The following is an 11,355-nucleotide window of genomic DNA, read 5'->3' as shown; positions in this document are numbered from 1 at the left end:
CCGGTTTCGGCACGGGCACTGTTGTCACCAGCGCCATCGCCTACGGCAGCGTCTACGTGGCCGTCAGCGGCGCGGCGATCACCTAGAGCGGCCTGGTCGCTCCCGGACCGCCTGACTGCGGTCCGGGAGCGGCCTGCACCAACCGCCGGATTCTCCGAGTAACCATCGAGAAGAGGTATCGAAATGCAGGCGGTCTTCGAGCCCAAGACGGGCTTTGACCTGAAGGATAATGGTCCGGCTCTGGAGCTGGGGATGCAGGAGCTTGAGGCCATGGAGGCCCCGGGCTTCTACACCGGTTTCAAGGACGGCCTGATGTTCAGCATCGCAGTGGGTGCGCTCAGCGTGGCTGCCTCTACCTGATGCCTGCCGGGGGCGCGAGCCCCTCGCGGTGTCAACAGCGGTGACGCCCGGCCCGGGACGGCCTCGGCCGTCCGGGGCCGGGCGTGCGGAGCGTAAACATCCGCAGAATGAAAAAGGGAGAATCTCATGTCGAACACCGGAAACCGGAATCCGTCGAACAAGTCGCTCACCATGATGACGGGGCTGCTCGCACTGATCCTCATGCCTGTCGGCGCCGCGCTGGACGGGACCGCGCAGTGGGTCCTGATCGGTGCCGCGACCGTCTTCATCTTCATCTGCGCGTACCAGATGAACGCGAACAGGCGGGCGGGCAGGGGATGAGCGACACCGCAGCGGTCTCCGTCCGCGGCCTGACCAAGCGGTTCGGTGAGGTCACCGCGGTGGAGGACGTGACGTTCGACGTCCGGCCGGGCCGCATCGTGGGGCTGCTCGGCCGCAACGGCGCGGGGAAGACCACCTCGTTGCGCATGCTGCTCGGGCTCTCACGCCCCAGCTCCGGCACTGCCACCGTCTTCGGGCGCCCCTACGCCGACCTGCCCGACGCCGCGCGCCGGGTCGGGGTCAGCATGGACGGCATCGCCCCGATGCCCGGCACCAGTGGACGCCGCGATCTGCGGATCTGGGCCCGGATGCTCGGCCTGCCCGCGACGCGTGTCGACGAGGTGCTGGACAAGGTCGGGCTGACCGACAGCGCCGACCGGAAGATCAAGGGCTACTCCACCGGCATGCGGCAGCGGCACGCCCTGGCGGTGGCGCTGCTCGCCGACCCGGAACTGCTGGTGCTCGACGAGCCCGCCAACGGGCTCGACCCGGACGGCATCCGGTGGCTGAGGACCTTCCTGCGCTCACTGGCCGACGAGGGACGCACCATCCTGCTCTCCAGCCACCTGCTCTCCGAGGTGGAACAGACAGTGGACGACGTGGTGATCCTTCAGCGCACCCTGCGGTACAGCGGTCCCATATCCGAGCTGGTCCCGGGCAGCGGAACCAGCCTGGAGGAACGATTCTTCGAGTTGGTCGGCACAGAAGCGGAAAGGCACGTCGATGCGTGAGGTGCTGAACGCCGAATGGCTCAAGGCATGGAGCGGACGTACCTGGTGGATCATGGGCGCACTCGGTGTGTTCCTGGGCCTGCTGGGCAGCAGCGGAGCCGCAGCCGTGGCCGACCAGCAGATCGACTCCGGCGCGACCGATGCCGCCGCGGCCACCGCCGAGCTCATCCGCTCCTGGTTCTCCGTTCTCCTGGCCTCCGTCCTCTTCGGCGCTCTCTTCGTAAGCCGGGAGTACAACACCGGAGCCATCAGCCGGTCCGTCCTGCTGTGTGGCAGCCGGACGCGGCTGCTCGCGGCCAAGACGATCGTCGGAACGGCCATGGGAGTGGTCTTCGCGCTGCTGGCGGCGGTCCTCGCCCCCATCTCCCTGTGGGGTTTCTTCACCCTGTTCGGCATGGATGTCCAGTGGAGCGGCGAAGCGACCTTGACGCTGCTCGGCGTGTTCGCCGTGGTCACGCTGGCCGTGCCGTGGGGGGTCCTGCTCGGCTGGATCATCCGCAACCAGGCGGCGAGCGTGACGCTCGTGCTGGTGGTGACACTCTTCGTCGACGAGACGCTCTTCCGGGTGCTGCCCGCCGTCGGCAAGTTCACGATGGGGATCGCCATGGGCGCGGTCTACCGCGACGCCAAGCCCGAGATGCTGTCGATCCCCCTGGCCCTGCTCGTCATCGCCGGGTGGCTCGTCCTCGCCGGTTGGGCGGCCCGCAGGCTGCTCGTCACCCGGGACGTCAAATGACCCTGACCGACGAGCGGGCCGCGCCGACCACTCCGGGACCGGCCGGTCGGCCCCGGCGTCGCCGCAAGCGGGCCGACGCCGAACCCTCGGCGGCCGAGACGGCCGAACTGACCCGCCGGCCCCGGCTCGCCCCGCGGGTCCAGGTGCACGAGCCGACGGCAGACGGTTCCCTGTGGATCGTGCAGTCCGGGCAGCAGTACATCCGGGTCGGTGCGGACATGGCCAGGCTGATGCGGGCGATGGACGGAGAACGCGACCACGCGGCTCTGGTGAGCACGCTGGGCGGACCCTGGACGGAGAACGCCGTCGCCACCGCCGTCCACAACCTCCAGGAGATGCGGCTGCTGGAGGACGGGCGGATCCACCGGCACAGCGGCACCTGGTTCAAGTACGTACCACCCCTGACACTGCAGTTCACCGTCCTGAAGCCGCAGCGGCTACTGAACCGGCTGGTGCCCCTCATCAGGCTGCTGGCGAACCGGGCCGCGGCCGTGGTCGCCGCGATACTCGTCCTGGGCGGACTGCTGGCGCTCACCGTGCAGGCCCCGGCGCTGACGCAGGCGCTCGGACAGCCCTTGCCGTTCGCCGTCCTGCTCGGTGTGATGACCGCGACGATCCTCACGACCGCGCTCCACGAGATGGGCCACGGGGCGGTCCTGACCCACTACGGCGGACGCCCCAGCCGGATGGGCGTGATGCTCTTCTACATGTCGCCCGCCTTCTTCTGCGACGTGTCCGACGGCTGGCGCCTGCCGCACAAGGAACAGCGCACCCGGGTCGCACTGGCGGGCATCGTCACACAGACAGTGGTCGCCGGAACGGTCTCCCTGATCGCGCTCGTGCTGTCCACGGTCAACGGCCCTTCGCTGCTGCACGACGGCATGCTGATCTTCGGGGTCTCCACCTACCTCACGGGCGTACTCAACTTCGTACCGCTGGTGAAGCTCGACGGCTATCTCGCGCTGATGAGCCATCTCGACATCCCGCACCTGCGCGACCGGTCCATGACCGACGCGCGGCGGTTCCTGGCCCGGATCCTGTTCGGCGGCCGGTACAGCCGTGAACTGCCGCGGCTCACCTGGGCCGTGCCCTTCGGGTTCGCCTGCATGATCTTCCCCCTCTACCTCGTCGCCGTCGCGATCGGCCTCTGGTCGGACATCGTCCAGAGCCTGGGCCTCGCCGGCGCCGCCGTGATGGCCGCGGCCATCAGCTACCTGATGTACCACGCCTGGAACGGCGGCGAACGGCTGCTGCGCGAGGCGCGGCGGGCCGGGGCAGGCCTTCAGCGGATCGCCCTCGTCTCGGTGCTGGCCGTCGCCGCCGCAGCCGCCGCCCTGCTGTTCGTCCGGCTGCCGTACACCGTGGTCGGGGGATTCGTTCAGGAAGGCGGCCAGGTCCGGCTGGTGCTGGCCGACACGGCCGACACCGACGCGGTCGCACGGGGCTCCGAGGTCCGCCTGGAGCGGCGCGGCCTGGTCATCGGCACCGATGTCGGCACCGGGGTCGTCGCGGTGGACCGTGCCACACGGCAAACGGCACCACTGTCCGCCTTCGTCCCCTTCCGTGAGGGCGAGCACTTCCCGATGGAGGTGTCGGGCTTCGCGCTGCGTACGGACAAGGCACCGGCCGAGCGGGCCGGACTGGCGTACGTCGATGCGGGCACCCGGCCCGCGTGGGAGTGGCTGTACCTCAAATATGTAGCTCCATACGGGCGTTGACATCCAGACGTTGGCATCACGACGGCCGGGCCAGGCAGTCGGCAGGGGAGACAGGTAAAGGTTATGGACGTAGGCAGACATCTTCACTATTGCCCTCCCGGCAGCCCGTTCTTCGATCTGCCGGCCACGGCCCACACGGACGAGGACGACTTCCCTCTCGCCCATGAGGAACCGGCCCCCGGCTGGACCCGGAGTGGCGGCACCGAGTGGATCGGCATCTCGCCGCCCGACTCCGGGATACCCGGGCAGGGCTGGAAGATCCATGTGTCGGCGACCCCCGACAACGCCGAGGACGTCCTGGCCACCGTTTGGAAGTACTGCCTCGCGGGCGGCATCACCTTCAAGTTCCTGCGCAGCCGCGCCGTACTCGAATCGCGCAACAGCAAGTACGGCGACCGCAGCGCCAGCGGCAAGTTCGTCACCATCTACCCGCTCGACGAGGCCCGTCTGGCCCTCATCCTCAGCGAGCTGGACGACCTGCTGGGCGGCCGCGAAGGCCCCTACATCCTCAGCGACCTGAGATACCGGTCCGGCCCGCTCTACGTGCGCTACGGCGGCTTCCTCCTGCGCACCGTACGAGCGGACACCGGCGAACTCGTGCACTGCGTGGAGGATCCCGAGGGCAGGCTGGTACCCGACCACCGCGGCCCGGGCTTCCGCCCGCCGGCCTGGGCGCCTCTTCCCGACTGCCTGGCCGAATCGGCCGCGGCACGCAACTCCGGCACGCTTGAGGACTTCCCCTACCGCGTCACCTCCGCCGTGCACTTCTCCAACGGAGGAGGCGTCTACCGGGGCACCGACAACCGGGACGGCGCGGACGTCCTGCTCCGCGAAGCCCGCCCCTTCGCCGGTCTCGTGGACGGCGAGGACGCGGTCGCCCGCCAGCAACGGGAACACTGGGCGCTGGAGCGACTGGCCGGCCTGGACTGCATTCCCCGCCTCATCGACTTCCGCAAGGGGCGCGAACACTACTTCCTGGTCAGGGAATACGCCGAAGGCGAGCCCCTCGCCAAGGAGATGATCCGCCGCAACCCCCTGGCAGGCGACGACCGGTCCCCCGAGGCCTTCACCGCGTACACGGAGTGGGCCCTGAGGATTCTGGGCCTGGTCGAAGAAGGCATCGCGTCACTGCACGCCCGTGGCGTCGTCTTCCGCGATCTGCACCCGTCCAACATCCTCGTCCGCCCGGACGACACGGTCGTTTTCATCGACTTCGAGACGGCCGACTCCGTGGACTCCCCGGCCCGGCAGACCATGGGAGCGCCGGGGTTCACCGCACCGGCCGCGTACCGGGGCCCTGCCATCGACCGCTACGCCCTGGGATGTCTGCGCCTGGCCGTGTTCATCCCGCTGCCGACCCTGCTGCTCTGGGGCCCGGAGAAGACGGAGGACCTCATCGACGCGGTCCTCGCGCACTTCCCGGTACCCGCGGACTTCGCCGACACCGTCCGGCGCGATCTGGGCATCGGGGCCGACACGACGCGCCCCCGGCCCACCGCGGACCTGCGGCCGGATCCCCGTGAGGACTGGCCCGCGCTGCGCACAGAGATCATCGACGGGATCCTGGCCACCGCTACACCGGACCGCCAGGACCGGCTCTTCCCCGGGGACCCGGAACAGTTCGCCACGTCCGAGGGCGGGGCGGACTTCGCCTACGGCGCCGCCGGGGTCCTGTGGTCCCTGGCCGAGGCCGGCGCGTCGGTCCCCGCACACCTCACCGACTGGCTGGTTGCCGCCACCCACGCCCTCGACCGCCCTTCGCCGGGCTTCTGCACCGGACTGAGCGGAATCGCCTTGGCCCTGGACCGGCTTGGGCGTGCCGAGACCGCCCGCGCACTCGTCTCCCAGGTCGTGGCAGACCTCGGCGCCGAATCCGGCAGCACTGACGACACCTTGCTCAGCGGGGCCTCCGGAGTGGGGCTCACCCTGCTCCACTTCGCCCGGAGCACCGGCGAGGGCGCCCTGCTGGACGAGGCCGTCCGACTGGCCGAGCGGATCACCGCCGGGCCCGCCGGGAGCCCGGACGGCAGGACACGTTTCGGGCTGCTGCGGGGGCCGGCGGGCCGCGCCCTGTTCCTGCTGCGGCTGTACGAGGCAACCGGCGCCCCGTCCTTCCTGGAGCACGCGCACACCGCGCTGCGACAGGAGCTGACCCACCTCGGCTGGAAAGGTGACCAGCTGCCCGAAGAGGCCCCGGGGCGAGCTCCGTTGCTGGCCGTGGGCAGTGCGGGCACCGGAATGGTGCTGCACGATTTCGTCACGCACCGTCCGGAAGCCGAGCTCATCCGCGCGCGTGACGCGATCCTGGGATCGGCCCGGCGCAGATTCGTTGCCCAGACAGGCCTGTTCCACGGCCGCGCGGGCACGCTCGTGGCCCTGCGTCACATGGCCGACGGCACCGGCGCGCAGAAGAACGGGGCAGAGGAGGAGAGCGTACGCCTCCATGTGGACGGCTTCGCCCTGCAGACCGTGCGCCTCGACGACCGGCCCGCCTTCCTGGGCCACGAGGCCATGCGAGTCTCGACCGATCTCGCCACGGGAGGCGCGGGGGTGCTGCTCGCGCTGAACTCCGCGCTCACGGACGACGGGCCGTCGCTTCCGTTCTTCCGCAGGAGCGGCCTCGCGCCGCGTACAGGAGCCGCTTCGTGATCGACTTCCTCGGCACTTTGGACCGTACACAGGGGCTCGCCGAACGGTGCGAGGTCCAGCCTCCTGCCCCGCCCACCGATCTGCTGTGGCGTGCCCTGGTACGGATCACCCCCGGCACCGCCCCCCAGGAGCCCGTCGGCCGCGCCCTGGACCCGTGCGTCGTCGGGGCCTACGGACACTCGCGCTCCGACGCGCTGACGCGCGGCGTGGGCGAAGCCGTGGAGCGCTACGCGCTCTTCCCCTCGGCGACGGCCCCGCCCGGCACCGTACGCGCCACAGCGCGCGAAGCCGGCGGGCAGGTGCTGGCGTTCCACGGCCCGGACACGGCGCTGGGCGACCCGCGCGCTGCCGACGAGGTCCTGACCTGGTACCCGGCCCGGAGGCTGCGGGACGGGGCCGAGGTCCTGGTACCCGCGCCGCTCGTGGACTATCCGAACGCCTCGCCCGAGGCGCGGCATTTCGACCCGACACCATCCGGAGCGGCATCCGGTCACGGCTACACCATGGCGCTGCGCGCCGGCCTGATGGAAGTCATCGAGCGCGATGCCTTTCTCATCGCTTGGGAGGAGCGGCTGCGGCTCGCGCGAGTGACACCGTTCCCGCTCACCACGGACGATGCCGCCGCCGGGCTCGGAGGGAAGCGGAACATCAAGCGCCGCAACCTCGCGGCGCTGTGGCAGAAGACCGGGCAGGCGGGACTCGTGCCGGTCCTGGCGGACCTGCCCACCGCGGTGCCGGGCGTCGTCTGCACCGTCGCCGCGGTCATCGACGAGACCGGTGCCGGGGCCGGTCCGTTGGCGACCGTGGGGTGCAACGCCTCGGACGATCCTTGGTGGAGCATGCTCGGGGCGCTGCAGGAAGCCCTCCAGGTCCGCTCGGTGATCCTCAACTCCTGGGACGAGCACGGCTTCGGCCGGGCGCCGGCGCGAATCGACGACGACGACGACCGTCTGCGCCATCTGGCGTCCCGGGAGGGATACGAGCAAGTCCGCGAGTGGGTCGACGGCTTCGTCCAGTACGCCCCGCACCGGACCACGGTCGAGGTGCCGACCGACACGGTCGTACGGAGCCTGGTCGCCGACGGCGCGGATCCGCTCGCGATCGACCTCACCCACCGGCTCCCGGCCGGGCTGCGCGAGATGGGGTGGGCGGCGGTCAAGGTCATACCGGTCGGATACCAGCCACTGCGGCTGGTCGAGAGCCACGATTTCAGCTGGCACACAGGTCGGCTGCGGACCGCCCAAGCCCGCACCGGCCGTCGCGCGGGGCCCGACTCCGCATTCTCGGGCAGGCCGCACCCCTTGCCGTGACACGCTCCTGCGGCGGCACCGGTTCGGACAGCGGGTCGACTACATCCCACAGCCGGCTCCGCTCGAACTCGCCCACGCGTACCGACCCTATGCCTGACCAGCGGAAACTCCACGATCGCACTCGGAAAGACAACAGCCTCGAGAGCCAGGGCTTGTCCGAAGCGCGCTGGCTCCCGGCGAGTCGCAGCCGCCCTGCTCCAGAGCCGCTCCAGACTCCCCCGCGGTGATCAAATACGCTCAACTGGGGCGTCTGAGACGGGCTTCCTCAATTCTTCCTCTGGTACTCGGCGACCCCTCCTCCTCGCCTTCTTTGCCGAACCTTTGTGTGCTAGTTTCCTCGTCACTGCTCAAGGGCTTTCGGGGACGGGGGACAGCAACTGGGCTTGACTCGCCCAGGTTTCCTGACGTCCTCTGTATCAGAATTACGGGGAAGCATGGAACGAATACTTCTTGTCATCGATTCTCCTGCGCTGCTACGACGGATGACCGAGGTGCTGGTCGGTCCTGGATGGGTTGTCTCCGGATACGGAGACGGTGGAGCCGTCGCGAACTCGTCCACTCCGGCGGATATCGTCGTGGTGGAGGCCGGTGTGCTGAACGCCGACCCGTCGCTCGCCCAACGGGGAACCCGGCTCATCGTCTTGGTATCGGGCCAGGGCGATGCCTTCTGGCCGTCGTCGGCCCACACCCGGGTAGCCGGCGTCATCGGCCGTGATGATCCCGACCGCGGGTATGTAGCCGCGGTCCGCGAGGTGCTGAGCGGGCGAGGCTGGGTCTCTCCCGAGCTTGTCCCCACGCTGCTCTCGGGCCGCATGAGTCACCCCCGGCCGACCGAGCCGCCCGTCGAGGAGGTCAGCCGACTCACCGATCGGGAGCGGGGGGTGGCCCGATTGGTGGCCGAGGGCTTCTCCAACTCGGAGATCGCTGAGCAGCTCACCATCGAGCGCAGCACGGTCAAGTTCCACGTCTCCAATGTGCTGCGCAAACTACGATGCCGTGACCGCTCGCAGGTGGCGGCTCTGTGGTACTCGCACGCACCCTCGGTCAGCTTCGCGGCCTGAGCATCCCGGAGTCCCGCCCCGGCACCCCGGGGCGGGACTCCGGGATGCCGGGGGTGTCCGCATCCTCTGCGCAAGCCTCCTCAGGTTTCTGCATACCTGAGGATCTCAGAATATGTTTCATCGTCAGGGATCTCTGATCTCGCATATGGAACATTGTCATCCGGAACTTCAATGCCGGGCATAGTAAGCATTATTTAGCGAATCAGCCGCGAACTCGCAACCGACTCACCCCGCGCCGGTCCCACTCCGCGGGTGTCGCAATGCAATGCCGCGAAGTCAGGACTTGCCGAGGATTTACCGGCAGCTTCCCGGTTTGGTGATGGTTGTCGGCGTGCTATAGGCATTGAAGAACAGCGGAAAGAAGTGGCGGACAGCGGGTGAATGCGGGTCAGCACCCACGACTTCTGGGACAAGGAACTGGGCAAGGCCGTGCCCTGGAACGAAATCGAACCGGATCGAGCACCGGCTGCCCTCCCTCATCACCATGAACTGGCGTGGCCTGCGGGGCGGATCCTGGCGGGCGAAGAGTCCATGAGAACTCTGATCAAGTGACCCGACCGCAGGATCCGAGTGGAGCACAGCGACTCCTGACACCACGGATGGGCCGACGTGGCCTTCCTCCCCGGCTGTCCGTAGTGCGACCGAGGACCACCAGGGTCCGTCTTCAAAAGATCGCTCGATGTTGGATCATGATGTCGTGATACGTCGTCATGAACTGACCGACGCCGAGTGGGAGTTGCCGGCTCCTCCGATACCGAGTGCTGGCAGGGGGCGGCCGCGGGCTGAGGACCGCCGGGTCATCAACGGGATGGTCCACAAGATCCGAACCGGGGTCTCCTGGCGTGACCTGCCGGAACGCTACGGCCCGTGGAAAACGCTCTACACCCGCTTCCGCCGCTCTGCCATCGGCAGCGTGTTCACTCGGGCCCTGCAGCGGATCCAGGCCCGGGGCGGATGCCGCCGGTGACATCGACCGGCTGGTCCAGATCGACTCCACCATAGTCCGCGCCCACCGGCACGCCGCCACCTCCTCCCTACGAAGCAGCGGTCACACTCGCATCAATCCTGCTCTGGGCAAGATCAATTTGAAGGCGGACCCTAAGCCCGAGGCTGGACAGCGCATGCACGAAACCGCAGGTAAGGATCCCTTTTCGGCAGGCTCCAGGATCGCCACGCACTCCACGTGGTGGGGTCATCGGGAAGAGGTGGAGATCCGGGCCGCTGCAAGAGAACGCAGTTGAGCGATCCAGCGCACCTTCAATGCGCGCCCGGGGCGTGGTAAATTCCTTGGCATTCGCAGGGCCACCGGCCAGCCCGGACGCATCGGCGCCGGGGTCACCGAGCGGCCCGGCAGCAGGCGGCATCTACCGACTTTGTGGTCGGCCGCAGCACCGCCGCGGTGATCGAGCGTGCGGCGACGTCGACCATGCCGACCGGCTCGACCCGGTCCACCACCCCGTTGTCCAGCCTCACCAGCACGTCGAACGGCGTGGAGTCGATCTCCATCAGCTCGCCCGGGCGGCAGACCGAGACCTGGCCCAGCACCGGGCGGCGGGGAGCATGACGGCCGTCCACCATGCCATGCACCCCGCCCTTCTGGTAGCGCCGGCGGCGGCGCCGCACCGTGTGCGGGCTCACGGGCCGTCCGGTCTCCGTCGACGATTCCGCGGCCTCGACCATCTGCCGGTGCCACCACGGTGCCCGGTCTGCCGGGCCTCGCGGCAGGCCGTCCGACAGCCACTCACGCCCGGGTCCCCGAGGCGGGTCCACCCCACCCGAGGCGATGTCGGGCGGATGTTCTACGACCGAACGGGTAGACGGAAGGGGCCGATGGGGCGGCCTTCGATGTTGCGGGCGGGTCCTCGGGGGTGGGCGTCATACGGTGGCGGTCGCTGTCAGGCGACCTCGGAACGGACCCTCATGATGCAAACAAGCTGGGACCGCAGGCTCCTCAGCACCTCCTCGGCTCCCGCCACCACGGTCACCCACGACACCGGCCTGCTGCTGCTCCGGCTCGTCGTCGGCCTCAGCATGGCCGGCCACGGCACGATGAAGCTCTTCGGCTGGTTCGGCGGCCCGGGCCTCACCGCGACCGGCAAGGGCTTCACGATGGCCGGCTACCCCGCCGGCGACGCCATGGCCGTCATCGCCGGTCTCTCCGAGACCCTCGGCGGCCTCGGCCTCGCCCTCGGCCTGCTCACCCCGCTCGCCGGAGCGGCCCTGACCGGCACCTTCATCAACGTCCTCGACGTCCGGGGCCTCGGCGCCTATTTCCCGCCCAAGGGCGTGGAACTCGAAGTGGTGCTGTTCGCCGCGGTCGTAGCCCTCACCCTCACCGGGCCGGGCCGCTTCGCAGCCGACCACTACCTTCCGGTGCTGCGCGAGAACCGGCCCCGCTACGCCCTGCTCGCCCTGCTCGTGGGCGTCGTCGCGGGGTTCATCGTCCTGCTCATCCGGGAGTCAACTTGA

General features: G+C 69.3%; 12 protein-coding genes. 11 read left to right on the top strand and 1 reads right to left on the bottom strand.

Annotated features, from left to right (window positions below; translation table 11 throughout):
* Window positions 1-183 precede the first annotated feature (183 nt).
* The 10 genes from ACFY04_RS39250 (at window position 184) to ACFY04_RS39205 (ending at window position 9,853) form a co-directional block, all read left to right on the top strand.
* Window positions 184-360, top strand: coding sequence for a daptide-type RiPP (locus tag ACFY04_RS39250; RefSeq protein ID WP_167389242.1), 177 nt, complete (start codon window positions 184-186; stop codon window positions 358-360).
* A gap of 126 nt (window positions 361-486) precedes the next feature.
* The gene (locus tag ACFY04_RS39245; protein ID WP_389124994.1) at window positions 487-681 is read left to right on the top strand and encodes a hypothetical protein; all 195 of its coding nucleotides are present in this window, start codon (window positions 487-489) and stop codon (window positions 679-681) included.
* Entirely contained in the window at window positions 678-1,412 is a 735-nt protein-coding gene (locus ACFY04_RS39240; RefSeq protein ID WP_389124991.1) for an ABC transporter ATP-binding protein, read from the top strand. The genes ACFY04_RS39245 and ACFY04_RS39240 overlap by 4 nt, the downstream gene beginning before the upstream one ends.
* Window positions 1,405-2,148, top strand: a complete 744-nt coding sequence (locus tag ACFY04_RS39235; RefSeq protein WP_389124988.1) for an ABC transporter permease — start codon at window positions 1,405-1,407, stop codon at window positions 2,146-2,148. The genes ACFY04_RS39240 and ACFY04_RS39235 overlap by 8 nt, the downstream gene beginning before the upstream one ends.
* A complete protein-coding gene (mpaP, locus tag ACFY04_RS39230) occupies window positions 2,145-3,866 on the top strand; it encodes a daptide biosynthesis intramembrane metalloprotease (protein WP_389124985.1) in 1,722 nt (573 codons plus the stop codon). Before ACFY04_RS39235 ends, mpaP begins: the two co-directional genes overlap by 4 nt.
* A gap of 63 nt (window positions 3,867-3,929) precedes the next feature.
* Entirely contained in the window at window positions 3,930-6,515 is a 2,586-nt protein-coding gene (gene lanKC / locus ACFY04_RS39225; protein WP_389124982.1) for a class III lanthionine synthetase LanKC, read from the top strand.
* Entirely contained in the window at window positions 6,512-7,825 is a 1,314-nt protein-coding gene (locus tag ACFY04_RS39220) for a YcaO-like family protein (protein WP_389124979.1), read from the top strand. Before lanKC ends, ACFY04_RS39220 begins: the two co-directional genes overlap by 4 nt.
* A gap of 434 nt (window positions 7,826-8,259) precedes the next feature.
* Complete coding sequence (locus ACFY04_RS39215) at window positions 8,260-8,886, top strand: LuxR C-terminal-related transcriptional regulator (RefSeq protein ID WP_389124976.1); 627 nt, start codon at window positions 8,260-8,262, stop codon at window positions 8,884-8,886.
* 381 nt (window positions 8,887-9,267) lie between these two features.
* A complete protein-coding gene (locus ACFY04_RS39210) occupies window positions 9,268-9,438 on the top strand; it encodes a hypothetical protein (protein WP_389125010.1) in 171 nt (56 codons plus the stop codon).
* A 127-nt stretch (window positions 9,439-9,565) separates the two neighbouring features.
* Window positions 9,566-9,853, top strand: a complete 288-nt coding sequence (locus tag ACFY04_RS39205; RefSeq protein ID WP_389124973.1) for a transposase — start codon at window positions 9,566-9,568, stop codon at window positions 9,851-9,853.
* 368 nt (window positions 9,854-10,221) lie between these two features.
* Here the strand turns inward: ACFY04_RS39205 and ACFY04_RS39200 are convergent, their stop codons facing one another.
* Window positions 10,222-10,524, bottom strand: a complete 303-nt coding sequence (locus ACFY04_RS39200; protein WP_389124971.1) for a hypothetical protein — start codon at window positions 10,522-10,524, stop codon at window positions 10,222-10,224.
* A 285-nt stretch (window positions 10,525-10,809) separates the two neighbouring features.
* Here ACFY04_RS39200 and ACFY04_RS39195 point away from each other — a divergent pair, with 285 nt between their 5' ends.
* The gene (locus ACFY04_RS39195) at window positions 10,810-11,355 is read left to right on the top strand and encodes a DoxX family membrane protein (RefSeq protein WP_389125007.1); all 546 of its coding nucleotides are present in this window, start codon (window positions 10,810-10,812) and stop codon (window positions 11,353-11,355) included.

It is taken from the genome of Streptomyces sp. NPDC001549, from assembly GCF_042894025.1.
In the GTDB taxonomy this organism is placed as follows: Bacteria; Actinomycetota; Actinomycetes; order Streptomycetales; family Streptomycetaceae; genus Streptomyces; species Streptomyces kutzneri.
Note: the sequence above shows the minus strand (reverse complement) of the source record. Positions and strands in the feature narration are given on the sequence as shown.

What these genes read in the sequence shown, in the direction of transcription:
- ACFY04_RS39250 (WP_167389242.1), top strand. Translation starts at nt 184, where the DNA reads ATGCAGGCGGTCTTCGAGCCCAAGACGGGCTTTGACCTGAAGGATAAT.
- ACFY04_RS39240 (WP_389124991.1), top strand. Translation starts at nt 678, where the DNA reads ATGAGCGACACCGCAGCGGTCTCCGTCCGCGGCCTGACCAAGCGGTTC.
- ACFY04_RS39205 (WP_389124973.1), top strand. Translation starts at nt 9,566, where the DNA reads ATGTTGGATCATGATGTCGTGATACGTCGTCATGAACTGACCGACGCC.
- ACFY04_RS39215 (WP_389124976.1), top strand. Translation starts at nt 8,260, where the DNA reads ATGGAACGAATACTTCTTGTCATCGATTCTCCTGCGCTGCTACGACGG.
- ACFY04_RS39245 (WP_389124994.1), top strand. Translation starts at nt 487, where the DNA reads ATGTCGAACACCGGAAACCGGAATCCGTCGAACAAGTCGCTCACCATG.
- ACFY04_RS39235 (WP_389124988.1), top strand. Translation starts at nt 1,405, where the DNA reads ATGCGTGAGGTGCTGAACGCCGAATGGCTCAAGGCATGGAGCGGACGT.
- ACFY04_RS39195 (WP_389125007.1), top strand. Translation starts at nt 10,810, where the DNA reads ATGCAAACAAGCTGGGACCGCAGGCTCCTCAGCACCTCCTCGGCTCCC.
- mpaP (WP_389124985.1), top strand. Translation starts at nt 2,145, where the DNA reads ATGACCCTGACCGACGAGCGGGCCGCGCCGACCACTCCGGGACCGGCC.
- lanKC (WP_389124982.1), top strand. Translation starts at nt 3,930, where the DNA reads ATGGACGTAGGCAGACATCTTCACTATTGCCCTCCCGGCAGCCCGTTC.
- ACFY04_RS39210 (WP_389125010.1), top strand. Translation starts at nt 9,268, where the DNA reads ATGCGGGTCAGCACCCACGACTTCTGGGACAAGGAACTGGGCAAGGCC.